Below are 23621 nucleotides of genomic sequence, written 5' to 3' on the forward strand. Positions count from 1 at the left end.
AGTCCTTATCAGTTGAGACCGCGCACGGAGGAGATGAACTGCTTCAGTTCCGTGGTCTGCGGGTTGGCGAACAGCGTTTTGCTGTCGCCCTGCTCCCAGACTTTCCCCTGGTGCATAAACACCACGCGGTCGCCCACTTCGCGGGCAAAATTCATTTCATGGGTAACCAGTATGAGCGTCATCCCCTCGGCCGCCAGCTGCTCCAGCACCTTGAGCACTTCGCCCACCAGCTCCGGGTCGAGCGCGGAGGTGATCTCGTCGCAGAGTAACACTTTCGGCGACATGGCCAGCGCCCGGGCAATGGCCACGCGCTGCTGCTGGCCGCCGGAGAGGCTCGACGGGTAGTAATCCAGACGGTCGCCGAGGCCAACCTTCTCCAGCATCTGCTGCGCCAGCGCCCGGCATTCGGCGGCGCTTTTCTTCAGCACCCGACGCGGGGCGAGCATCACGTTCTCCAGCGCCGTCATGTGCGGGAACAGGTTGAAGCTCTGGAACACCATCCCGACCGAGCGGCTGATTTCACGCGCCTGAGAATCCCGGTCGGTAATGGTCATGCCGCCCAGCTTGATGCTGCCGTCCTGATAGCCTTCCAGGCCGTTGATGCAGCGCAGGAGCGTGCTTTTGCCCGATCCGCTGCGCCCGATGATGGAGATCACCTGGCCCATGTCGATATCCAGATCGACGCCCTTGAGCACGTGGTTATCGCCGTAGTACTTCTGCACCTGATTAATGGTGATGAGAGGCATTGAATTTCGTCTCCAGATAGCGGCTGTAGCGCGACAGCGGATAACACAGAATAAAGTAGCCCAGCGCCACCAGCGCAAAGACCTTAAACGGCTGATAGGTCACGTTGGTCAGCATGGTCCCGGCCTTGGTCAGCTCGACAAAGCCGATGATCGACGCCAGCGCGGTGCCTTTGATCACCTGCACGGCAAAGCCGACCGTCGGCGCAATGCCGATGCGCAGCGCCTGCGGAGCGACCACGCGAAACAGGGTCTGTCCAAAGGTCAGCCCCAGACAGCGCGACGCTTCCCACTGCCCCTTCGGCAGCGCGCGAATGCTGCCGTACCAGATATCGAGCAGAAACGCGCTGGTGTAAAACGTCAGCGCCAGCGAGGCGGCGGTCCACGGCGAGACGTCGATGCCGAACAGCGCCACGCCGAAGAAGGCCAGGAACAGCTGCATCAGCAGCGGCGTGCCCTGAAACAGCTCAATATAGCCGCGGATAATGCGCTTCACCGTGCGCCCGCCCGTCAGGCGCAGCAGCAGGAGCGGCAGCGTTACCACCGCCCCGCCGACGAACGCCACCAGCGACAGCAGCACCGTCCAGCGTCCGGCCAGCAGCAGATTGCGAATAATGTCCCAGTCGGTAAAGGTGGTCATCATGCCTGCACCCCCAGCCATTTCCGTCCTGCTGCCATCATCAGCTGGCGCAGGGTAATCGACAGCGCTAAATAAATCCCGGTGGTCACCAGATAGACCTCAAAGCTCAAAAACGTTCTGGACTGGATCAGGTTGGCGGCGAAGGTCAGCTCTTCATAGGAGACCTGCGACACCACCGACGAGCCGAGCATCACGATGATGCACTGGCTCACCAGCGCCGGGTAAATGCGCTGCAGCGCGGGCGGCAGCACCACGCGAATAAAGGTCTGCAGGCGGGTCAGCCCCAGCACGCGTCCGGCTTCCCACTGCCCTTTCGGCGTGACCTGAATGCCCGCGCGGATAATTTCGGTGCTGTAGGCGCCCAGGTTGACCACCATGGCCAATAGCGCCGCTTCCCCCGCCGTCATCTTCAGACCCAGATTCGGCAGACCGAAGACGATGAAAAACAGCTGCACCACAAACGGCGTGTTGCGGATGATTTCCACGTACGCGCCCCAGATCCGGCTAAACCAGGTGGTGCGTCCGCTGCGGATCGCCGCCCCGACAATCCCTGTTGCCAGCCCGCCGACGGTGGCCATTACCGTCAGCTGAATGGTGACCCACAATCCCGCCAGCAGCGCCGGCCAGTGCGGCCAGAGGGCTGAAAAATCAAGTTGCTCCGTCATCGGCTCAGGCGCCAAGGTTTGCCGGCAGCGGGGCCTTCAGCCACTGCTCGGACAGGCCATTCAGCGTGCCGTCTTTAATACCCTGCTCAATCAGCGCGTCCACTTTTGCCTTCAGGGCCGGTTCATTTTTCTTCAGGCCAATGAAGCACGGCGAGTCTTTCAGCATAAAGCTCGGGACCGGGGCTTTCGCCGCGTTCTGGCGCGAAATGGCCGCCACCACGAGGTTGCCTGTTGCCACGTACTGCACCTGGCCAGAGAGGTAGGCGGAGAGCGTGGTGTTGTTGTCTTCGTAGCGCTTCACGTCCGCGTCTTTCGGCGCCAGGCCGGTCAGCACCATGTCCTCCACCGCCCCGCGCGTCACGCCGATGGTTTTTCCGCTCAGCGCGGCGGCGTCCTTCAGCTCGGCCCCTTTCGGGCCAAACACGCCGAGGAAGAACGGCGCGTAGGCGCGGCTGAAGTCGATCACCTTCTCGCGCTCCGGGTTTTTGCCGAGGCTGGAAATGACCAGATCCACCTTGTCGGTTTGCAGGTACGGCACGCGGTTAGCGCTGGTCACCGGCACCAGCTGCAGCTTGAGCTTCATCTGTTTGGCCAGATAGCGCGCCATGTCGATGTCGTAGCCCTGCGGCTGCAGATCGGTTCCCACCGAGCCAAACGGCGGGAAATCCTGCGGAACGGCAATGCGGATGGTGCCGCGTTTCTCAATATCCTGAAGCTGGTCAGCCCTTGCCGGCAGCTGTGTGAAGAGGCATGCGGCCCCGGCCAGTGCAATTAACAGTTTTTTCATGGTGCTTCCCCGTAACGTTAACATGAAACAAAAGATTCTTTTAAGGTGATTTTGCAACTAATGTGCCAGATAAGGCGAAGCGGGGAATATTCTTTCAAAGCCTGATAAAACGCGGACGGGTCGAAAAAACCTGCGTTTTCCCGACCCGCCATATGCACCATTTTAATGCAAAGCACCAGCCTGACGCCCCATTATCGCTGTTCGAGTTCGTCCAGCTGCTGGTAGAGGGAGGCAATCTCGTGAATGCGCGGGCGGCCCTTATCGAGAATGTCATGCAGGAAGGCGTTCGCCAGCAGGTTGATCAGACTGTTGACCGACGAATAGCTGTCATAGGCGGAGACGCTGTCCAGCGGGGTGCAGAGCTGCCAGCTCGCCAGCGGGAACAGGCTGTGGGCCTGCGGCTCGCACATCAGCAGCACCGGAATACCGCTGCTCTGAAGCTGCTGCAGCAGCGGGCGGATGATGCGCGGGCGACGGCGAAAGGCCATCATCACCACCAGATCGTCCGGCGTTAAGTCCACCAGCTCCTCGCTCAGGCTCTGCCCCGGCTGCGGCAGGACCAGCACCTGACCGCGCGCCTGCAGCAGCTGCTGGCGCAGATGAAGCGCCGCCGGATAAGCGTTACGCATGCCGATAATGACGATGCGCCGCGCCTTCACCATGCAGGCTATGGCGTCGGCAAACTGCTGCGCGTCGAGGGCATTGACCCACTGGGTCAGGTTCGCCATCTCCTGCTTATAGTGGCGCGCCAGCAGCGTGTTGCCCTGCACCGCGTCGCGGTTATCGGTGAGCGGCATTCCGCTCTGGCGCAGGGTGCGCAGCTCGTCGCGCATGTCCTTATATTTCTCATAGCCCAGCCGCTTAAACAGACGGCTCACCGTGGCTTTCGACACCCCGCTCAGTTGCGCAAGCTCGGCGCTGTTGTAGCTAATCAGATCGTCAAAATGGTCGAATATAAAGTCCGCCACCCGCTGCTCCTGCGGCGACAGCGACGGGTATTGTGCTTTCAGACGTTCATCTAACTGTTCCATAGCGCCTCTGTAACTTTTGTTTCATTACATTGTACCTTTTTTGTATGTATTCATTATACGTGCCAGTTTACTGAAACTTTTCTTTCAGAACTGGAACAGCTTTTGCAGCACCTTGTGACTTTCAGGGTTACGAGGACGCTTCATGCAAAGTAATGTCTCCACGCACGGCATGGCCGTTGCGCCCCACCATCTTGCCAGCCAGAGCGCGCTGGCGGTGCTGCGCGAAGGCGGCAACGCGATAGAGGCGATGGTCGCGGCAGCGGCCACCATCGCCGTGGTTTACCCGCATATGAACGGGCTGGGCGGCGATGGCTTCTGGCTTATCGTGCCGCCGGAAGGCGACCCCATCGCCATTGATGCCAGCGGCGCGGCGGGATCGCGCGCGACGCTGGCCGCCTACGATGGGCTCACGCAGATCCCCCATCGCGGACCGCAGGCGGCGCTGACCGTCGCCGGCACGGTAAGCGGTTGGGACGAGGCGCTGAAGGTCTCGCGCGAAATGACCGGCAAAACGCTGCCGCTGGCCCGCCTGCTGGCCGACGCCATTGACTATGCGCAGAACGGCACCCCGGTCACGGCCTCTCAGGCCCACGCCACGGCCAGCAAGTTCGACGAGCTGAAGGCCATCCCCGGCTTCGCGGAAACCTGGCTGGTGGACGGTAAGCCGCCGCAGGTCGGGAGCCGCTTTTACCAGCCCGCCATGGCCACGACCCTGACGCGTCTGGCGGAAGAGGGTCTCGACAGCTTTTATCGCGGCCCGCTGGCGAACGTACTGGCGCACGGCATGGAGACGCTGGGTCTCCCCGTGACGCTGGCCGATCTCAACGCCCACGCGGCCCGGCGCACCACGCCGCTGAAGCTGGAGCATCAGCAGGGAGAGATCTTTAACCACGCCCCGCCAACGCAGGGGCTGGTCTCGCTGGCGATACTCGGCATCACCGACCGCCTGAACATGGCGGAAGCCGACGATGCCGATACCCTGCACCGCATCGTGGAAGCCACCAAGCTGGCCTTTGGCCTGCGCGATGCCCACATCACCGACCCGCGCGCGCTGAAAACCGATGTTCAGAAACTGCTGGATCCCGCCGCCCTGCAGGCGCTTGCCGACAGGGTTGACGACGGCCGCGCCGCGCCGTGGGGAACCGGAAAAGGCCCCGGCGATACGGTGTGGATGGGGGTGATGGACAGCAGCGGGCTCGCCGTGTCGTTTATCCAGAGCCTTTATCACGAGTTCGGCAGCGGCGTGGTGCTGCCCGATACCGGCATCGTCTGGCAGAACCGGGGGGCGTCGTTCAGCCTCGACCCCGCTCATCTTCTGGCCCTCGCGCCGGGCAAACAGCCGTTCCACACCCTGAACCCGGCGGCGGCGCGTCTGAAGGACGGGCGCGTGATGGTGTACGGATCGATGGGCGGCGACGGACAGCCGCAAACCCAGGCCGCGCTCTTTACCCGCTACGTTGTCCAGGGCGTCCCTCTGCAGGAGAGCATCACCCGCCCACGCTGGCTGCTGGGGCGCACCTGGGGGCAAACCTCAGACACCTTAAAGCTTGAAGGGCGTTTTTCACCCGAGACGGTCGCGCGCCTGCGGGCACTCGGTCACGAGGTGGAGCTATTCCCTGACTTTAGTGAAGCCATGGGCCACGCGGGCGCCATTGTTCGCCACCCCAACGGGCTGTTTGAAGGGGCATTTGACCCGCGCAGCAACGGCGCGGCCGCCGGATTCTGAGGAGAAAACAATGACGACACACCAACCCGACTGGCAGGCGTACCTGGCGCAGATGGAAACCGTACTCGGCGTGACGCTGGATGACGCCCGCCGGGCCGAACTGCAGCTGCAGTTTAGCCGCATAGCCAGCATGGCCGCCCCGCTGATGGCGCTGCCGCTCGACGACCGTCTGGAGATCGCAGGAGTGTATAAAGCATGACGCTACACGAGATGAGTATCAGCGCTATTCAGCAGGCGCTGAGCGCAGGCGAGCTGAGCGCTCGCGAGATTGCCCGCCAGACGCTGGAGGCGATTGCGCGCGTGAATCCGCAGATCGGCGCCTGGACCGCCGTGACGGAAGCACGCATGCTCGCCGAGGCCGACAATATCGATACCCTGCGACGGGAAAAGCGCCCCCTGCCGCCGCTGGCGGGCGTGCCCTACGCGGTAAAAAATCTGTTCGACGTTGCCGGTCACACCACCCTCGCCGGGGCCGAGCTGTTCAGCCAGCGCCCCGCTGCCGCCGCCGACAGCTTCGCCGTGCGCCAGCTGCGCAGCGCGGGCGGGCTGCTGACCGGGATGGTCAATATGGACGCCTACGCCTACGGCTTTACCACCGAGAACAGCCACTACGGCGCGACGCGTAACCCGCACGATCTGACGCGCATTGCGGGCGGGTCGTCCGGCGGTTCAGCCGCCGCGGTGGCCGCCGGGCTGGTGCACTTTTCGCTCGGCACCGACACCAACGGCTCGATTCGCGTTCCGGCCTCCCTGTGCGGCATCTACGGCCTGAAGCCCACCTTTGGCCGCCTGTCGCGATCCGGCAGCCATCCGTTTGTCGCGAGCCTGGATCATATCGGGCCCTTTGCGCGCCGCGTATGCGACCTGGCGTCCGTGTACGACGCGCTGCAGGGCCGGGACACCAGCGACGGTTTTCAGGCAGAGAGCTCGCGGGAACAGACGCGCCCCCTGCTTGACCGCGGGCTTGACGGCCTGCGCTGCGCGGTGCTCGGCGGCTACTTCACCACCTGGTGCGACGCGGACGCCAGAGGCGCCGTGGCGCGAGTGGCGAAGGCGCTCGACGTGCAGGATGAGCTTCTGTTTCCTGACGCCGAGCTGGCGCGCTCCGCGGCGTTTATCATCAGCGCCTCCGAGGGTGGAAATCAGTACCTGCCCGCGCTTCGCCGGGAGCCCGAGCGTTTTGAGCCGCACTCCCGCGAACGCCTGCTGGCCGGGGCGATGATCCCTTCCGCCTGGTACATTCAGGCCCAGCGGTTTCGCGCGCAGGCACGGCAGGCGTTTCACGCGCTGTTTGCACGGGCCGACGTGCTGATTGCCCCGGCAACGCCGCGCAACGCCACGCGGATCGGCGAGCAAACCATGGAGATTAACGGTCAGCCGCTTCCCATCCGCGCCAGCATGGGGATGCTGACCCAGCCGATTTCGTTTTTAGGCCTGCCCGTGACCACCGTTCCGCTGCGTATAGCGCAGGGCGCGCCCATTGGCCTGCAGCTGATTGCCGCTCCGTTTAACGAGCAGGCCTGCCTGCGCGTCGCGCGGGTTCTGGAAGAGAGCGGCATCACCGATGCCCGCCCGGCGGAGATAGCAGCATGATGAATCACGATGACATTAACCTCCCGTGGGTGGTTGCCGAGGTGACGGCCGCGTTTTACCGCTATGAGGACGCGCTGGTGAGCAACAACGTTGCGGTGCTGGACGAGCTGTTCTGGCACGACAAAAACACGGTGCGGCTGGGGGCCGGTGAAAACCTTTACGGGATCGATGAAATCCGCGCCTTTCGTGCGGCGCGCCCCGCCGCCGGGCTGCAGCGGACGTTGCGCCACACCGTCATCACCACCTTCGGGGAGGATTATGCCGTGTGCAGCACCGAGTTTACCCGCAAGAGCACGGAACGCATTGGCCGCCAGCAGCAGACGTGGGTGCGGTTTGCCTACGGCTGGCGGATAGTGGCGGCGCAGGTGAGTTTGATGGTGTAACGCTGAAAAACCTGCCCGGTGGCGCTGCGCTTACCGGGCCTACGATGTTCCGTGGGCCCTGTAGGCCGGGTAAGGCGCAGCCGCCACCCGGCAAAACATCGCACACTTACTGCTGAAACGGATGCACGTCCCGCCAGTGGTCGGCAATCTGCTGGCGGGTACAGACCCACACCCGCTCGTGCTGCTGCACATAATCCAGGAACCGCTGCAGCGCGCGAAAACGGCCCGGACGCCCGAGCAGGCGGCAGTGCATGCCGATGGACATCATCTTCGGCGCGCTTTCCCCCTCTTCGTACAGCACGTCAAAACTGTCCTTCAGATACGTATAAAACTGCTCGGCGGTGTTAAATCCCTGCGCGGTCGCAAAGCGCATGTCGTTCGCATCCAGCGTATACGGCACGATCAGGTGCGGTTTACGGGAGCCGTCGCTGCAGGCCACCTCCGTCCAGAAGGGCAAATCGTCGCCGTAGTAGTCGCTGTCGTAGTCGAAGCCGCCATGCTCCACCACCAGCTGGCGCGTGTTGGGGCTGTCGCGCCCGGTGTACCAGCCCGTTGGCGGCTTGCCGAACAGGTCGGTCAGAACGTGCACCGCCTTGTGCAGATGTTCGCGCTCCTGGCTGATGTCCATATTCTGATAGTGGATCCAGCGCCAGCCGTGGCTGACCACGTCGTAATCCGCCGCTTTGATCGCCTCCACAATCTCCGGGTGACGCGCCAGCGCCATCGCCACGCCAAAGACCGTCAGCGGCAAGCCGCGTTTCTGAAATTCATTGTGGATCCGCCAGAACCCGGCGCGGCTGCCGTATTCGTAGAGGGAGTCCATCGACATGTGTTTGTCCGGGTAGCTGGCCGCGCCGATGATGTCCGACAGGAACTGCTCGGATCCGGCATCGCCGTGCAGAACGTGGTTTTCCGCCCCTTCTTCATAGTTGAGCACAAACTGCACGGCAACGCGCGCCTGATTCGGCCACCGCGCGTGCGGCGGGTTGCCCGCGTAGCCGCGCAGATCCCGCGGATAATTCTGTTCAAAAAGCGCCATTACGTCTCCCCTCACCTTCAAAATGGATTCAATGTCTGAAACTGTCCGCTTAACGCTTTTTTCTCCGGGAAGGCCAGGTCCCCGTGCTTGCTGGTCGATAGCCCCAGCGCCACCAGCGATTCCACCATCTTTACCGCCGCGCTGACGCCGTCGATCACCGGCGCGCGCAGCTCGCAGGTCAGCTCCTGCGCCAGGGTCGCCATGCCGCCGCAGCCCAGCACGATGGCACCGCAGCCATCCTCTTGCAGCGCCTGTATACAGCGCGCGCGTACTTTCTCCTGCGCCAGACCGCTGCCGTCTTCCAGCGCCAGCACCGGGAGATCGATAGCGTGCAGCGCCGCGCAATGGTCCTGAAAGCCATACTGGTGCAGCAGATGACGGGCAATGATCAGCGTGCGCGGCAGCGTGGTGACCACCGAAAAGCGCGTCGCGACCAGCGTCGCCATATGCATGGCGGCTTCCGCAATGCCCACCACCGGCCCCTGCGCCAGCTCACGCGCCGCCAGCAGGCCCGGATCGCCAAAGCAGGCGATGACGTGACCGTGCACGCCCTGCTCTCTTCCGAGCTTGACCTGTTCAAGAACGCCCACGGCGGCGATGGCCTCATCGAAGTGGCCTTCTATGGACGGCACGCCCGCGCTCGGGCAGACCGCGAGGATCTCCGTCCCCGGCGCCGCCACCGCGCGGGCCGCCGCGCCGATGGTTTCCGTCATGGCGAGGCTGGTGTTGGGGTTGATCACTTGTATACAGACAGACATTACGACTCCTTGTGGCCGGCAAACAGCCGGGCAAAATCAGGCAGGCACTCGCCCGCCCGCTCGAAGCAGAGGCTGGCGATGATATGTTCAAAATGGTGCATGAGGGCATCGCTTAGTGGCTCAAGCGCCTTCTGGCGCAGCAGATCCACCAGCTGTTCGTGATCGTTGCAGCGGCAGCCCTGACGCCACGGCGCGCCCCAGGTGGCAATCACCAGCGAAGAACGCTGGCTCAGGCCGGTCACCATCTCCGTGAGCACCTGGTTGCCGGAGATGGCCTGCAGCTGAATGTGGAAATTGGCGGAGTGGCGAATCGCCGCCGGGCCGTCATAGGCCTCGTGCGCCTGCTGCTCCTGGCGAATGATGGCCTCCAGCGCGGCAAGATGCGGCGACTGGCAGTGCGCCAGCACGTCCGGCAGGTTAGCGACCTCCAGCAGTGCGCGGGTGCGGAAGATGTGCCGCGCCTCTTCCACCGTCGGGCTGGCGACGTGTGCACCACGCTTGGGCGTCAGGGTGACCATTTGCACAGCGGCGAGTCGTTGAAGCACCTTGCGGATGCCCGTGCGGCTCACGCCAAACACCTCGGCCAGCGCCTCTTCCGGCAATTTGCTCCCCGGCAGCAGCTGGTGTTCGACAATCGCGGTCATCAGCGCCTGGAAGATGGTTTCGTCTTTGTCATGCAGGTCTGGCGCGGTCTGCAGGGCGTTAATGTTGTTCATTCACCACTCCGAATTTTACTTTCCGTTATCGAATCGTATACATAAAAATAAAATATTGCATACAAGATTTATTATTTTGGCCTGGATCCTGCAACACCGTTTGCACTCCCACTCAACGGGTTTTCATTCACAGGAGCAGGTTTCATGCCAAACAGTCAAAACGCGCAGCAGGGTACGGCCGCTGATTCCGGTGCGGTTTACAGCCCACGTCTTTGCAATGAGGATCTGGCACCGACGCGTGACCAGAACTGGAGCTGGTACAACATCTTTTCGTTCTGGATGTCGGACGTTCACAGCATGGGGGGTTATGTGGTCGCCGCGAGCTTCTTTACGCTCGGGCTGGCAAGCTGGCAGGTGCTGCTCTGCCTGCTGGTGGGGATTTGCATCGTGCAGCTGTGCGCCAACCTGGTGGCCAAACCGAGCCAGATGGCGGGCGTGCCCTATGCGGTGATCAGCCGTCAGGCGTTCGGCGTGTTCGGGGCCAATATTCCGGCGGTGATCCGCGGGCTGATTGCCTTTGCGTGGTACGGGATTCAGACCTATCTCGCCGCCAACGCCCTGATGCTGGTGGCGCTGAAGTTCTGGCCATCGCTCTCTTCACTCACTACCGGCGCATTCCTGGGCCTGTCGCATCTGGGCTGGATCTGCTTTGCCATTATGTGGGTCCTGCAGGCGATGGTCTTCTGGCACGGCATGAGTGCCATCAAGCGCTTTATTGATATCGCCGGTCCGGCGGTCTATGTGGTAATGCTGGCCCTTGCCGGCTGGATTGTATACAAGACCGGTTTTGACGGGATCTCCTTTACCCTCGCCAGCAAATCCCTGAGCGCGGGCGAACAGACCTGGCAGATGATCACCGCGACCGCGCTGGTGGTCTCCTACTTCTCCGGCCCGCTGCTCAACTTTGGCGACTTCTCCCGCTACGGCAAAAGCATGGGCGAGATCCGCCGCGGCAACCGCTGGGGGCTGCCGTTTAACTTCCTGCTGTTCTCCATCGTCACCGTGGTGATTGTCTCCGGCACCCAGTCGCTGTTTGGCCGCATGATCACCGATCCGATCGAAACCGTCAGCCGCGTGGGCAACGATCTGGCCGTGGCGATTGGCCTGCTGACGATGATCACCGCTACCATCGGGATCAACATCGTCGCGAACTTCGTCTCCCCGGCGTTTGATTTCTCTAACTGCTCGCCGCAGAAAATCAGCTTCCGCACCGGGGGCATGATTGCCGCCGTCGGCTCGATCCTGCTCACCCCGTGGAACCTGTTCAACTCGCCGGAGCTTATCCACTACACCCTGGACGTGCTCGGGGCGTTTATCGGCCCGCTGTTCGGCATTCTGATTGCCGATTTCTACCTGATTAAGCGCGGCAAGGTGTCGGTTGACGATCTGTTCGACGACACGCCAAAGGGCAAATACTGGTACCGCAACGGCTTTAACCCGAAAGCCATTGGTGCCCTGATCCCGTCCGTTGCCGTGGGCCTGGTCATTAGCTTTATCCCGGCCCTGCATGAGGTGGCAAACTTCAGCTGGTTTATCGGCGTCTTCCTCGGCGGCGTCACCTACCGCTGGCTGGCGCGGGAAGAGCGCGAGACGGCAGGCGCGACGTCGTTTGGCTCCCGCGTGGCGACGCAAAAAGAGTAACCCCTCCCCTCTGGCCGCAGCGTATCTGCGGCCCGTTCATTCTGGCACCGTTCTTGCTGAGTTTTCCCACCCCGCTACGCACACACGAAGGCAGGAACCATGATGGAATACCAGACTGCGATACGCGGTGCATTTTTTGATATTGCCCGGGTCTGCGACAGCGCAGACGCCATTGCCCGGCACGCGCGCTACCTTGAGGACGGCCTGCTGTTTATCCAGAACGGAAAAATTCTGGCGCAGATGCCGTGGCAGGAGGGCGAGCAGTATCTTGACCCGCACAAAGGCTATACCGACCTGCGCGGCAGGCTGCTGCTGCCCGGTTTTGTCGACACCCACGTCCATTACCCGCAAACGGAGATGATCGGCGCCTTTGGCGAACAGCTGCTGGAGTGGCTGACCACCTACACCTTCCCGGTGGAGAGCCAGTTTGCCGATGAGGCCTACGCGAAAGAGATCGCCGAATTTTTCATTCAGCAGCTTGTGAGCAACGGCACCACCACCGCGCTGGTGTTTTGCACGCTGCATCCGGAATCGGTCGAGGCGCTGTTTACCGAGGCCCTGCGCCTGAACATGCGCCTTATCGCCGGAAAAGTAATGATGGACAGGCACGCGCCGGACTACCTGAGCGAAGACGCGAAGCAGAGCTACCGGCAGACGCGGGCGCTGATCCAGCGCTGGCATCACCGTGGGCGGTTGGGCTACGCCATTACGCCGCGCTTTGCCCCGACCTCATCACCCGAGCTGCTTGCCGCGGTCAGCCTGCTCAGAGAGGAGTTCCCGGACACCTGGCTGCAGACCCACCTGAGCGAAAACCCCAACGAAGTGGCCTGGGTGAGCGATCTCTGGCCGGAGCATGAACGCTATCTCGACGTGTATCACCACTACGGCCTGACCGGCGAGCGCAGCGTGTTTGCCCACGCGATCCATCTGCACCACAGCGAGTGGCAGTGCCTGCACGACACCGGTTCGGCGGTGGCGTTTTGCCCCACCTCAAACCTGTTTCTCGGCAGCGGGCTGTTTCGCCTGCCCGCCTGCTGGCAGCACAGGGTGCGGATGGGCATCGGCACCGACGTCGGCGCGGGCACCACCTTCAGCATGCTGCGCACCCTGGGAGAGGCCTACAAGGTCGGGCAGCTTCAGAGCTATCGCCTGCGCGCCAGCGAGGCGTTTTATCACGCCACGCTGGGCGGCGCGCACGCCCTCCGGCTGGACGACAAGATTGGTAACTTCGCGGCAGGCAAAGAGGCGGATTTTGTGGTTATCGACCCCAACGTCACGCCGCTGCAGCGCCTGCGCAATCGGCGCTGTCAGGATATCTACGAGCAGCTTTTCGTGCTGATGACCCTGGGCGACGAGCGCAACATCAGCGAGACCTGGGTCAACGGCGAGCGGGTGTGGTCAACTGCCCCGGTAGGTTGACCATCCGCCGGGGGCAATCACAAACGGCAGATGGAAGTGTTCGTCTGCCGTTTCTCCCGTGACAAACTCAATGTGCGCGCAGGGATAGATCGTCTTCCGGCCGGTATCGCTAAACCACGCCCCGATCTCCGCCACCAGCCGATAGCGGCCCGCGGGCAGAGAGGGAACGAACGCGGCGATGCGCCCCTGGGCGTTGGTCACGCCCGTGGCCAGCGTCTTCCCGTCCTGTTGCAGATGAACCGTCACGCCCTCCGCGGGCTTGCCCGTCGAAATATCGAGAATATGGGTGCTGAGTGTGCTCATTCGTGGATGACTCCTTCCAGGCGCAGCAGCGTAATTTCCCGCAGCTGTTCCAGCGCGGCATGGATTTCCTGCGCGTCGCTGTTCTCCAGCCGCGCGTGCAGGGCCTGTAATATCTCCTCGCCGCTGCGACCCTTCGCGCGGATCAGAAAGACGCGTCCAAAGCGGGCTTCGTAGCGGGCGTTGCCTTCACGCAGCGCCCGGGCAAGAGCAGCATCGCGGTCATTCACCGCCCCCTGCTCCTGGCGCGACAGCGCCGCCTCCGCCGCTGAACCCGCTGGTTTTTCCCCGATGCGCGGATGGGCGCTCAGGGCTTGCGCCAGCGCCGCTTCGTCCCAGTTTTGCATCAGCGATTTCGCCGTACTGAACAATTCGTCCCGGCTGGCGTAAGGCCGCCCGTGAACCAGCGCATCGGCCCAGCGGGGAAGCGCCACGCAGGGGTGAATCAGCGCTAACGCCTGTTCATGGGGAAGATGATTGAAGTCGTGCAGTGCGATCATAGTGTCTCCTTTATTGTCCTTCTCTAGGCTATTGCACAAACCACGCCACCCTGAGCACAGGCGTGAAACAGTCGATTCCACAAGGTCGACCAGGAAATTTTTGATTCATAAAAAGGCACGCTCACCGCGTTTACGCACCTTAGCAGTGCAAACGTCTCCCTTACAACGCCGTTTTCGCCATGCTGCAGCCTGGTACGCAAATTGCTAACTGTCTTTACACCCTGCAAAAGGAGAGAAGCATGAAAGCAATCGTTATTGGCGCGGGTATTGGCGGCCTGAGCGCCGCCGTCGCGCTGAAGAAAGCGGGCATCGACTGTACCGTGTTTGAAGCCGTAAAGGAGATCAGGCCCGTCGGGGCGGCCATCTCCATCTGGCCTAACGGCGTGAAATGCATGCAGCACCTCGGCATGGGCGACATCATCGAGACCTGGGGCGGGCCGATGCGTTTTATGGCCTACAAGGATTACCGGCGCGGCGATACCCTGACCCGCTTTAGCCTTGCCCCGCTGGTTGAGCGTACCGGCGGGCGCCCCTGCCCCGTCTCGCGCGCTGAGCTTCAGCGCGAAATGCTGGACTTCTGGGGTCGCGACAAGGTGCAGTTCGGCAAGCGCGTCGAAGGCGTCCTTGAAGACGACGCGGGCGTGAGCGTGACCTTCACCGATGGCACCACCGCCGCCGGGGATTTCCTGATTGCCGCCGACGGCAGCCACTCGGCGGTTCGCCCGTACGTGCTGGGATACACCCCGGAGCGCCGCTACGCGGGCTATGTGAACTGGAACGGGCTGGTGAAGATTGACGAAGAGATCGCCCCGGCGCACCAGTGGACCACCTTCGTTGGCGAAGGCAAACGCGTGTCGCTGATGCCCGTCTCCGGCGGACGCTTCTATTTCTTTTTTGACGTGCCGCTGCCCGCAGGCCTGGCGGAGGATCGCACCACCCTGCGCGCCGATCTCACGGGCTACTTCCGCGGCTGGGCGCCGCCGGTGCAAAAGCTTATCGCGGCGCTGGATCCTGAAACGACCAATCGGATTGAAATCCACGACATTGAGCCGTTCGACAGCCTGGTGCGCGGCAACGTCGCGCTGCTGGGCGATGCCGGGCACAGCACCACGCCGGATATCGGCCAGGGCGGCTGTGCAGCGATGGAAGATGCCGTGGTGCTGGGGGAATGCCTGCGTGAAAACCACAACATCACGCTGGCGCTGCGGCAGTACGAGGCGCTGCGCTGCGACCGCGTACGCGACCTGGTGCTGAAGGCGCGCAAGCGCTGCGACGTCACCCACGGCAAAGATATGGCGTTGACGCAGGCCTGGTATCAGGAGCTCAAAGAGGAGACCGGAGAGCGCATCATCAACGGTCTGTGCGAGACCATTCAGGGCGGCCCGTTAGGCTGAACGCAAGAGGGACAACGATGAAAAGAGAACCGACCCCACCCGCCCACTGTACGTTTGAGCCAGAGGACTGGCTGCGTCTGGCGAAATGCTGGCATCCGGTCGCGCGCGCCTGCGACGTCGGTCCGGCGCCGGTCAAAGCGACGCTGCTGGATGAACAGCTGGTGATTTACCGCATTAACGACCAGGTCGTGGTTGCCCGTGACGTGTGCCCGCACCGCGGCGTGCCGCTGACGCTCGGCTTTCACGACGAGCACGGGATTATCTGCCCCTATCATGGCTTACGCTTTGGGGAGGACGGGCGCTGCAACCGTATTCCCTCCAGCCCCGACCAGCCCGTTCCGGCGAAGCTGAACCTGATTAACTACGCGGTCGAAGAGCGGTTCGGACTGATCTGGACCTGCCTGGCCTATGATCCGGAAAACCCCGCGCCGCTGCCCACCATGCCGCACTGGGATGACAACGGATTTCAGCAGATAAACTGCCCGGCGTTTGAGGTGAACGGCTTTGCCGGACGTCAGGTTGAAGGTTTTCTGGACGTGGCGCACTTTGCCTGGATCCACACCGAAACCTTTGCCGACCCGAATAATCCGCTTGTGCCTGCCTATCAGCCACAGGAGACGCCGTTCGGCTTCGTGGCGGATTACTGGAGCGCCGTGAGCAACTATCCCGCCAGTTCCCCCGTGCAGGCTCCGGATGGGTTCCAGTGGCTGCGCCATTTTGAAATGCACCTGCCGTTCACAGCCACCCTGACGATTCATTTTCCGGGTGAATCGAGACTGGTCATTATGAACGCCGCATCACCGGTATCATCGCGCGTGACCCGCATGTTCGCCCCTATTGCCCGCAATTTTGACCTGCATATTCCGGTGGAGGACGTGCATGCCTTCAACCTGCGGATTTTTGAAGAGGATCGCCTGATGGTGGAAACCCAGCGCCCGGAAAACCTGCCGCTGGACCTGACGCTGGAAGCGCATATCCCCGCGGATAAAAGCTCGATTGCCTACCGTCGGGGGCTGAAGAAAATGGGCTTTGGCGAGTTTTTCCTGGTATGACGGAGGCCAATATGCTGAGCGTGATTGTTGACGGGCTGTGGCGCGAGGGCGACAAAAGCCTCGCCGTCAGGCTGGTGGCTGATAACGGCGACGCGCTGCCGGCGTGGCAGCCCGGGGCGCACGTTGATGTCCACCTGCCCTGCGGCGTGGTGCGCCCGTATTCCCTGACCGGAGCATGTGGGGACGAGAGCTACCTGATCTGCGTGGGACGGGAAACCGCCTCGCGCGGCGGGTCGCGCTACGTTCACGAGACGCTGCGTCCCGGGCAGAAGCTGATGATATCGGCTCCGCGCAACCTGTTTCCGCTGCAGCAGGCAGAGCGGGTTTTGCTGCTGGCGGCGGGGATTGGCATTACGCCGCTGTATGCGATGGCCCTGCAGCTGAAGGCGACCGGAACGCCGTTCACGCTGCATTATTACGTCAGAAACCGGGAAAGCGCGGCGTTTGAGCGCGAACTCTCCCGGCTCGGTGAGTGCCTCATTCATACCACCAGCCCGCGCACAGCGCTGGCGGAACATCTCCTCGCGGCCGAATCGGGCCTTCACGCCTGGGTCTGTGGTCCGGCAGGTTTTATGGAAAAAGTGCGTGAGGTCGCCACGGCAAAGGGATGGGATGACGCCCATCTTCACAGCGAGGCGTTTCAGCCCGCAGCGCCCGACGCAGGCGGTGAAGCCGGGGAGATCTTCACGGTCAAACTGGCCTCCACCGGGGAGCGCTGGCCGGTGCCTGCGGATAAAACCATCGCCCAGGTGCTGCAGGAAAATGGCGTGGCGGTCCCGCTTTCCTGTGAGATGGGGATCTGCGGCGCCTGCCTGACGCCGGTGATTGACGGCGTGGTGGATCACCGGGATAGCGTGCAGTCGGAGGCGGAAAAAGGCGCAACGGACCAGCAGGTGGCGCTCTGCTGTTCGCGAAGCTATTCCGGGGAGCTGGTGATTGGGCTGTAAAACGAAAAAACCCTGCGATATTGCTATCGCAGGGTTTTCGAATTTGGCGGAAGCGTAGAGATTCGAACTCTAGAACCCTTTCGGGTCGCCGGTTTTCAAGACCGGTGCCTTCAACCGCTCGGCCACGCTTCCAAAGTGAGGCGCACTATAAACATCTATTAGCGCCTTGTAAAGCAGGAATTTTTCGATTTTTCCCCACGGGCGTTTGACTGCGCAAAAAGTCACCCAAACGCTGACTTCACATCACTCTCCGCGACCTTGTACATACCGTAACACAGCAACGCTCATCGTTTTAAATCGCTCTGGTATAGAATGCCACAAAAATAGACGGCCATTTGTTGTGTAATTGTTATAAATCTGAATTTCCGCAGATTTAAGACATTACTGCCATGCAGTGTTACTGGTTGATGATGAAAATCAAAAATACGCTTTGCTTACATTTTCTGATGGCGTTTCTGGCCATTTTGTTTCTTTGTCTTCACCCGCTGGTGGCGAGCTTCGATCCGCCGCTTACCTTCCAGCCGCTGATTAAATCAATGGCGGGCACGCCTAAAGAACAGGCGGAAAAAATTGCCACTATTTCTCATGCCTTAGAAGGGAATGCGATATTCTTCATTGGTGCGTCTGAGGTGGCGACGTCAGAAGATGAACATTACGCTGTCTATAATTACTTTAATAAGCAATTGCACAAACCCGTCGTGGCGTATGGCGATGCGTTTGTCGATGACGAAACGCAGTTTTTACTGTTCTCACGTTTTAAAAATAGCCTTAACGCAAACAGTAAAGTTGTTTTGCTGCTGGCACCTGACAGCTTTTACTCAAAAGGCCTGCCTCCCGCTATCTATGCCGATAATTTCCCAGGTTCTGTTTTTACTCCTTTGATGAAGGATCCGCAGGCACGCCCAATATTGGTTAATTATTTAAAACATATTGAGAGTAAAGAAATAAGCCATTTAACCTTTGGCCAAATGCGTGTCTTTGGCTGGCACCCCGATCTGATATGGGACGAGGTGAGTTTCCAGTTTGCCAACGTCTGCACCCTGATAAAAAACGACTGGCTGGCGCTGCTTCACGTCACGCCCCGGACGGAACAGCCGTGGCCGCCGCAGCCAACCACCCACATTGCCCCTGACTGGGATAAAGAGCTGGCGAATGCCCGCGAGTTAAATAAAAAACGCCAGCAGAGCGCGGCCACCCTGTGGATGGACAAAACGATTTACGAGGAGGACGGTACACGGCAGCAGTGGGATGACACGCCGGTCGTACCTGCGCAAATCGCCGCATTCAGAAAAACCGTCCAGCTGCTGAAAGACCGTCACGTGCAGGTGATTGCGATCGTCGACCCGGTAAACCCCTGGGCGCTTTACAATACCGACACCTTCCGCCCGGTTGATAAGCAAATTAAAACCATTCTGGAAAAGAACCAGATCCCTTATTTAGATATGTATGCCATGCCTTATCAGAATGGCTGGAACTGGGATCGTTTGCACCCTTCCGAACTGGCCTGGGTTCCTATGATTCGCTTTATTGCACAGAGCTTTAAATAATGAAAATCGCGATCCGTCTTTTTTTCCTTTATCTCCTGCTGGCGATCACCATCGTCGCGTGGACCGCTGTCGATGACAGCATGAGTATGCAGCTGCATTTTGAATATCAAAAGTTCTGAGGCCGAATGATGTATAGCTCAGGAATGTTTTTTGTCTATTTGTTTTCATCCGCCCTGGTGTTTGCGCTGGTCAATCGCGTATTACGTCATCGTCTGACTTATTTATCGGCCTTATCCGTCCTGGCTGCATTAGGCTGGGGCTATATTTTTCAGGGTGATTACCGTGTTCCCGCGGTCGTTTTTTTCAGTTTTTATCTTGTCGCCATGTTAAAAGAAAAAGGATGGTTAAAAACCTGGCAGGCTATTGTGTTAACGCTGCTTCCTTTATTTTTGGTGAAATTGCACGTTAATCATCATCTCGGCATGATCGGCCTCTCTTTTATGACGTTCCGCGCGGTGGACGTGCTGCTCTATCGCAGTAAAAAAGAAGGGCAGAATTTCCTGCACTATTTCTGCTATCTGTTTATGCCCTTTATTATTCTGGCAGGCCCAATGTACCGCTGGCGGACATGGATGAACGACGTCAGCAAGCCCGTCTTTGCCCTTAACCGCGAACAGTTTTTAGTGGCGCTGGAGCAAATCATTACCGGCATTATCCAGAAGTTCCTGTTTGCAATGCTGGTTGATTCGCTGGTCGTACAGCCCTGGAGCCATAAGCCGTTTACGCTGACCGTGGGCGTGGTGATGTCGATTGCCTATAGCGCCTACCTCTACTTTGATTTTGCGGGCTACAGCAATATGGCCATCGGTGCGGGCCGCCTGTTTGGGCTCAACATCCCGGCAAACTTCAATATGCCGCTTCTGGCAAAGAACCCGCAGGATTTCTGGCGCCGCTTCCACATCAGCCTGTCTGAATGGCTGCGCGATGTGGTCTTTATGCCCGTTTATATGAACCTGATGAAGTTTAACTTTTTCCGTCAGAACAAAACGCTGGCGCAAAATATCGGTATTTTCTGCACCCTGTTTTGCATGGGGGCATGGAATGGCCTGGAACGCCATTACGTCATCAGCGGCGCGCTGTTTGGCGCCATTTCTGTCGCGCACAACATGCTGCTGTGGTCAGCCAAACGCAGCCCGGCGTTACACCGCGGGTTGCAGTATCCGGCTGTTGCGTTTTTAGGGCGCATTCTGACGCTGGGAAGCGCCGCGGGCGCCCTTTACATCTTTAGTGGAATGTCACCTCTATGAAAAATCTCTCCGATCTTCAGGAACTGCAGGATTTCTTGCGTGCGGCATTATGCGATCCCGCCTCCCCGCAGCAGATGGCCATCAGCGGCAGCGACGAAGCCTTAAGCTGGCTGCAGCTTTCCGCTGCCGTGACGGACTGGGCGCAGCGCTATCAGCGTAGCCAGCCTGTTGCCGGTACGCCGGTCGTCTTGTACGGACACCAGCAGGCCGAGTTCGCCGTGGCGATTTATAGCTGCCTGCTGCACAACATTCCGTACATTCCGGTGGACTGCATTTACCCGCAGGAGCGCCTGCGGGAGATCTGCCATCTGGCCAGCGCCCCTTACTATTACGACGTCGCGACCCGGCAGTTCATCGCCACGGGTGAACTGGGCAAGGTGCTGGAGGAGCAGGATCTGGCCTACATCATGTTTACCTCCGGCAGCACCGGCAAGCCTAAAGGGGTGCAGATTGGGCGTGAAAGCGTGTGGCACTTCATGAAATGGGTCAGCAATGACTTTTCGCTGCCGGAAAAACCGGTCCTGATGAACCACGCGGTGTTCAGTTTTGACCTCTCCCTGATCCCTTTACTGGCAAATCTGGCGATGGGTGGACACATCGTGCTGAACGCCAAAGACGATATTCAGAAAGCGAACTGGCTGGAGCGACTGAAAAGCAACGCCGTCTCCGCCTGGGTTTCCACCCCCTCTTTTGCTTACCAGCAGCTGCTTTCCCCGCAGTTCAACAGCGAGTATTTACCTGAACTCAACGTCTTTATCTTCATTGGTGAAGTGTTGAATAAAGCGCTGGTTAAACAGCTTCGCCGCCGCTTCCCGCAGGCCAAAATCATCAACTCCTATGGCCCAACGGAAGCGACCATCGCGACCACCGTGGTCGAGATCACGGATGCGATCCTGAACAGCGACAGCGCCGTGCTGCCGGTGGGGGTCATGATGCCTGAGAGCAGAATGGAAATTTCCGCCGAGGGCGAGCTGATTATCTGGGGTAAAAACGTCATGCGCGGCTACCTCGGCCTGCCGCAGGAGAACGCGGCGAAATTACTGCATCGCGAAAATGAAGCGTTTCGCGGCTACCGGACCGGCGATCTGGGCTATGAAGCGGGGCTTATCTACTGCCAGGGACGCAACGACAGCCAGGTCAAACTGAATGGCTACCGTATTGAAATCAACGAAATTGAAAACCGCCTGCTGGCGATGTCCGGGATTAACGAAGCGGTGGTGATGCCACTGATGAAACCCTGCGGCAGCGTGCTGCGCATTGCCGCGTTCTGCGTGACGGAACTGGCGCCGGATACCATCAAAACCTCGCTCTCGAAGGTAGTCCCCCACTATATGGTGCCGTCACAAATTATCGTAAAAGACGCTTTGCCGCTGAATCCTAACGGCAAAATTGACCGCAAGCTGCTGGACGCTTACGCCCGCACAAATTAATGACTCCAGGAAAAATTATGGAACAAGAAATTCTCGCACTGTTCGAAAAAGTGTTATCCCGTAAGGTGGGCTTTCACGATGAGCTGATTGAATCCGACATTCTCGACTCCATCCTGGCGGTCGATATGGTTCTGGAAGTGCAGGACGTTTACGGCTGCACGATCCCGCCGACAGACGTGGCGACGGTGCTGAAAACCCCGGCGGACCTGGCCCGCTATATTGAAGAAAACCGCTAAACGCCCCTGCTGTTAATCCTGTCCTGAAGGCTCTGGCGCATCGCGCCAGAGCCCAGACGCAAAATGAATATCCTTCACCGGAATTAAACCAACCGCTTTTGGGATTTCTCCTACACTTTAGGGGTCGTGTTGTTCTTAACAGAGGAGTCTGCGGTATGGCATTCGTAACCACGAAAGACGGCGTCAACATTTACTACAAAGACTGGGGTCCGAAAGAGGCTCAGCCCATTGTCTTCCACCACGGCTGGCCGTTGAGTGCCGATGACTGGGATAACCAGATGCTCTTCTTCCTGGCAGAAGGCTATCGCGTTATCGCTATCGATCGCCGCGGACATGGACGATCGGACCAGGTGAGTGAAGGCCACGATATGGATCATTATGCGGCCGATGCGTCAGCCGTGGTTGAAAGCCTGGATCTGCACAATGCCGTGCACGTCGGTCACTCCACCGGCGGCGGCCAGGTCGCCCGCTATGTTGCGAAGTACGGCCAGCCGCAGGGGCGCGTCGCCAAAGCGGTGCTCGTCAGCGCCGTCCCGCCTCTGATGGTCAAAACGGAGACGAATCCCGGCGGAACGCCGATCGAGGTCTTCGACGGCTTCCGCAAAGCGCTGGCGGCTAACCGCGCCCAGTTTTATCTCGACGTTGCCAGCGGTCCTTTCTACGGTTTTAATCGCGATGGTGCCGACGTTTCGCAGGGTACGATCCAGAACTGGTGGCGTCAGGGGATGATCGGCAGCGCCAGGGCGCACTACGAGGGGATTAAGGCGTTTTCAGAGACCGACCAGACGGAAGATTTGAAAACCATCACCGTTCCCGTTCTGGTGCTGCAGGGCGATGACGATCAGGTTGTGCCGTATAAAAATGCCGCCCTTCTCCAGGACAAGCTGCTGGCGAACAGCGTGCTGAAAATTTATCCGGGCTTCCCGCACGGGATGCATACTACCCATGCGGATACTATCAACGCGGACATACTGGCCTTTATTCGCTCATAACGCCGCGTTTCTTGCCGGGTGGCGCTGCGCTTACCCGGCCTACGCCACGATATCCCGCTCAATGCGTGAACGCCACCCGAGGGTGGCGTTGTTTATTCCGCTTAGCGATTATCCAGCTGGGCGCGAACGTTGTTCAGCCCGGTGGTGTTGATGCGGTAAGGCTGCCCGTTCACGGAGCGGATCAGCTTTTTGGCGCGGAGTTTTTTGAAGACGTTCAGCGTGCAGTCGCTCAGCACCAGCCCTTCACGGGTATAGCACTCAACGGACGTGACGCGGCCAGAACTGTCGCGGACGTGCACAATACGTCCACCTTTGGCGAGAACGTGTAAGGTACGTTGTTCCTGACGGGATAAATTCATACTGGAAAACCTGTGTAATCATCATGCGTAAAAACGAGCCCACACCCGCAGGTGCGTGCGTAAGGTTTAAGCGCAGCGATAACCAGTCCGTCCTGAGATGGGCGGGAAGCTGATTATCTGATGAAAACATTCTCCAGCATCAAAGCCTCGGTAAGCGATGAAAAGGTATTTACGGGGTGAATGATAACGCCGGGGTTTTACAGGGAAATAACCGGGTCTTAATAATGTGAGGCGGATCGGCTAATCCAAAAGAAAAACCCCAGGTTCACAAGTAACCTGGGGTTTATATCTGGCGGAAGCGCAGAGATTCGAACTCTGGAACCCTTTCGGGTCGCCGGTTTTCAAGACCGGTGCCTTCAACCGCTCGGCCACACTTCCTGAGTGAGGCGAACTATAAACACCTCACCGCGTGCTGTAAAGAGTGCCAGCAATCGTTCGCTGTAAAAATAGTCAAAACGTGTTTAATCGGTTGAACT

Annotated in this window: 24 protein-coding genes, 2 tRNA genes and 1 pseudogene; 14 read left to right on the plus strand and 13 right to left on the minus strand. The window is 59.9% G+C overall.

What is annotated here, in order from left to right; genetic code table 11:
• Positions 1-8: 8 nt before the first annotated feature.
• The 5 genes from ACHH0Z_RS03600 to hpxU form a co-directional block, all read right to left on the minus strand.
• Positions 9-746 (minus strand): amino acid ABC transporter ATP-binding protein, encoded by a 738-nt coding sequence (locus ACHH0Z_RS03600; RefSeq protein WP_023327069.1) that lies wholly within the window; start codon positions 744-746, stop codon positions 9-11.
• Positions 727-1383: an amino acid ABC transporter permease gene (locus ACHH0Z_RS03605; RefSeq protein ID WP_071882588.1), complete on the minus strand. Its 657-nt coding sequence runs from the start codon at positions 1381-1383 to the stop codon at positions 727-729. The genes ACHH0Z_RS03600 and ACHH0Z_RS03605 overlap by 20 nt, the downstream gene beginning before the upstream one ends.
• Entirely contained in the window at positions 1383-2048 is a 666-nt protein-coding gene (locus ACHH0Z_RS03610) for an amino acid ABC transporter permease (protein WP_023292835.1), read from the minus strand. Before ACHH0Z_RS03610 ends, ACHH0Z_RS03605 begins: the two co-directional genes overlap by 1 nt.
• A 4-nt stretch (positions 2049-2052) precedes the next feature.
• A complete protein-coding gene (locus ACHH0Z_RS03615; RefSeq protein ID WP_045406689.1) occupies positions 2053-2835 on the minus strand; it encodes a transporter substrate-binding domain-containing protein in 783 nt (260 codons plus the stop codon).
• A gap of 191 nt (positions 2836-3026) precedes the next feature.
• A complete protein-coding gene (hpxU, locus tag ACHH0Z_RS03620) occupies positions 3027-3866 on the minus strand; it encodes a MurR/RpiR family transcriptional regulator HpxU (protein WP_032674501.1) in 840 nt (279 codons plus the stop codon).
• A gap of 142 nt (positions 3867-4008) precedes the next feature.
• Here hpxU and hpxW point away from each other — a divergent pair, with 142 nt between their 5' ends.
• Genes hpxW through hpxZ form a run of 4 tightly spaced genes read left to right on the plus strand, consistent with a single transcriptional unit; the run spans position 4009 to position 7568 of the window.
• Positions 4009-5592: an oxamate amidohydrolase gene (hpxW, locus tag ACHH0Z_RS03625; protein WP_045406690.1), complete on the plus strand. Its 1584-nt coding sequence runs from the start codon at positions 4009-4011 to the stop codon at positions 5590-5592.
• A gap of 10 nt (positions 5593-5602) precedes the next feature.
• Positions 5603-5791: an oxalurate catabolism protein HpxX gene (gene hpxX / locus ACHH0Z_RS03630; RefSeq protein WP_008499849.1), complete on the plus strand. Its 189-nt coding sequence runs from the start codon at positions 5603-5605 to the stop codon at positions 5789-5791.
• Positions 5788-7185 (plus strand): AtzE family amidohydrolase, encoded by a 1398-nt coding sequence (locus ACHH0Z_RS03635; RefSeq protein ID WP_045406692.1) that lies wholly within the window; start codon positions 5788-5790, stop codon positions 7183-7185. Before hpxX ends, ACHH0Z_RS03635 begins: the two co-directional genes overlap by 4 nt.
• Positions 7182-7568 (plus strand): oxalurate catabolism protein HpxZ, encoded by a 387-nt coding sequence (gene hpxZ / locus ACHH0Z_RS03640; RefSeq protein WP_045406694.1) that lies wholly within the window; start codon positions 7182-7184, stop codon positions 7566-7568. The genes ACHH0Z_RS03635 and hpxZ overlap by 4 nt, the downstream gene beginning before the upstream one ends.
• Positions 7569-7674: 106 nt before the next feature.
• Here hpxZ and puuE read toward each other — a convergent pair whose 3' ends face one another.
• The 3 genes and pseudogenes from puuE to ACHH0Z_RS03655 all read right to left on the minus strand — a co-directional run bounded on the left by puuE (position 7675) and on the right by ACHH0Z_RS03655 (position 10081).
• The gene (gene puuE, locus ACHH0Z_RS03645) at positions 7675-8574 is read right to left on the minus strand and encodes an allantoinase PuuE (protein WP_239519670.1); all 900 of its coding nucleotides are present in this window, start codon (positions 8572-8574) and stop codon (positions 7675-7677) included.
• A pseudogene (gene hpxA, locus ACHH0Z_RS03650) lies at positions 8492-9365 on the minus strand (allantoin racemase). Before hpxA ends, puuE begins: the two are co-directional and overlap by 83 nt.
• On the minus strand, positions 9365-10081 hold the full coding sequence (locus tag ACHH0Z_RS03655) for a GntR family transcriptional regulator (protein ID WP_045406700.1): 717 nt from the start codon (positions 10079-10081) through the stop codon (positions 9365-9367). The pseudogene hpxA and the gene ACHH0Z_RS03655 overlap by 1 nt, the downstream one beginning before the upstream one ends.
• Positions 10082-10225: 144 nt before the next feature.
• Here ACHH0Z_RS03655 and ACHH0Z_RS03660 point away from each other — a divergent pair, with 144 nt between their 5' ends.
• Both ACHH0Z_RS03660 and guaD read left to right on the plus strand, forming a co-directional pair.
• The gene (locus ACHH0Z_RS03660) at positions 10226-11722 is read left to right on the plus strand and encodes an NCS1 family nucleobase:cation symporter-1 (RefSeq protein WP_008499855.1); all 1497 of its coding nucleotides are present in this window, start codon (positions 10226-10228) and stop codon (positions 11720-11722) included.
• A gap of 102 nt (positions 11723-11824) precedes the next feature.
• Positions 11825-13141, plus strand: a complete 1317-nt coding sequence (guaD, locus tag ACHH0Z_RS03665; protein WP_045406703.1) for a guanine deaminase — start codon at positions 11825-11827, stop codon at positions 13139-13141.
• On the opposite strand, the gene uraH is transcribed toward guaD, so the two are convergent.
• Positions 13121-13444 (minus strand): hydroxyisourate hydrolase, encoded by a 324-nt coding sequence (gene uraH / locus ACHH0Z_RS03670; RefSeq protein ID WP_008499857.1) that lies wholly within the window; start codon positions 13442-13444, stop codon positions 13121-13123. The two genes, guaD and uraH, sit on opposite strands and share 21 nt — an antisense overlap.
• Entirely contained in the window at positions 13441-13941 is a 501-nt protein-coding gene (gene uraD / locus ACHH0Z_RS03675) for a 2-oxo-4-hydroxy-4-carboxy-5-ureidoimidazoline decarboxylase (protein ID WP_045406706.1), read from the minus strand. The genes uraH and uraD overlap by 4 nt, the downstream gene beginning before the upstream one ends.
• A 239-nt stretch (positions 13942-14180) precedes the next feature.
• Between uraD and hpxO the strand changes: the two genes are divergently transcribed.
• The 3 genes from hpxO to ACHH0Z_RS03690 are packed head-to-tail and all read left to right on the plus strand — an operon-like array spanning position 14181 to position 17334.
• A complete protein-coding gene (hpxO, locus tag ACHH0Z_RS03680) occupies positions 14181-15335 on the plus strand; it encodes an FAD-dependent urate hydroxylase HpxO (protein WP_045406709.1) in 1155 nt (384 codons plus the stop codon).
• Between the two features lie 17 nt (positions 15336-15352).
• Positions 15353-16387, plus strand: a complete 1035-nt coding sequence (gene hpxD / locus ACHH0Z_RS03685) for a molybdenum cofactor-independent xanthine hydroxylase subunit HpxD (protein WP_045406711.1) — start codon at positions 15353-15355, stop codon at positions 16385-16387.
• A gap of 11 nt (positions 16388-16398) precedes the next feature.
• A complete protein-coding gene (locus ACHH0Z_RS03690) occupies positions 16399-17334 on the plus strand; it encodes a PDR/VanB family oxidoreductase (RefSeq protein WP_084832227.1) in 936 nt (311 codons plus the stop codon).
• Between the two features lie 44 nt (positions 17335-17378).
• On the opposite strand, the gene ACHH0Z_RS03695 is transcribed toward ACHH0Z_RS03690, so the two are convergent.
• Positions 17379-17466 (minus strand) — tRNA-Ser (locus ACHH0Z_RS03695).
• Between the two features lie 278 nt (positions 17467-17744).
• On the opposite strand from ACHH0Z_RS03695, the gene ACHH0Z_RS03700 reads away from it, so the two are divergent.
• The 5 genes from ACHH0Z_RS03700 to ACHH0Z_RS03720 all read left to right on the plus strand — a co-directional run bounded on the left by ACHH0Z_RS03700 (position 17745) and on the right by ACHH0Z_RS03720 (position 22786).
• Positions 17745-18881: a D-alanyl-lipoteichoic acid biosynthesis protein DltD gene (locus ACHH0Z_RS03700; RefSeq protein ID WP_045406825.1), complete on the plus strand. Its 1137-nt coding sequence runs from the start codon at positions 17745-17747 to the stop codon at positions 18879-18881.
• Positions 18882-19009: 128 nt separating this feature from the next.
• Positions 19010-20128 carry an MBOAT family O-acyltransferase gene (locus ACHH0Z_RS03705; RefSeq protein ID WP_045406717.1) on the plus strand — a complete coding sequence of 373 codons (1119 nt, stop codon included), beginning with the start codon at positions 19010-19012 and terminating at the stop codon, positions 20126-20128.
• Positions 20125-21558 (plus strand): AMP-binding protein, encoded by a 1434-nt coding sequence (locus ACHH0Z_RS03710; protein WP_045406719.1) that lies wholly within the window; start codon positions 20125-20127, stop codon positions 21556-21558. The genes ACHH0Z_RS03705 and ACHH0Z_RS03710 overlap by 4 nt, the downstream gene beginning before the upstream one ends.
• A gap of 17 nt (positions 21559-21575) precedes the next feature.
• Positions 21576-21794 (plus strand): acyl carrier protein, encoded by a 219-nt coding sequence (locus ACHH0Z_RS03715; RefSeq protein WP_021240839.1) that lies wholly within the window; start codon positions 21576-21578, stop codon positions 21792-21794.
• A 155-nt stretch (positions 21795-21949) separates the two neighbouring features.
• Positions 21950-22786 (plus strand): alpha/beta fold hydrolase, encoded by an 837-nt coding sequence (locus tag ACHH0Z_RS03720; RefSeq protein WP_045406726.1) that lies wholly within the window; start codon positions 21950-21952, stop codon positions 22784-22786.
• A 101-nt stretch (positions 22787-22887) separates the two neighbouring features.
• On the opposite strand, the gene ACHH0Z_RS03725 is transcribed toward ACHH0Z_RS03720, so the two are convergent.
• Both ACHH0Z_RS03725 and ACHH0Z_RS03730 read right to left on the minus strand, forming a co-directional pair.
• On the minus strand, positions 22888-23145 hold the full coding sequence (locus ACHH0Z_RS03725; protein WP_008499869.1) for a YjhX family toxin: 258 nt from the start codon (positions 23143-23145) through the stop codon (positions 22888-22890).
• 290 nt (positions 23146-23435) lie between these two features.
• Positions 23436-23523, minus strand: a tRNA-Ser gene (locus tag ACHH0Z_RS03730).
• Between the last annotated feature and the right edge of the window lie 98 nt (positions 23524-23621).

It is taken from the genome of Enterobacter cloacae complex sp. 2024EL-00227 (assembly GCF_043945315.1).
GTDB classification, from domain to species: Bacteria; Pseudomonadota; Gammaproteobacteria; order Enterobacterales; family Enterobacteriaceae; genus Enterobacter; species Enterobacter roggenkampii.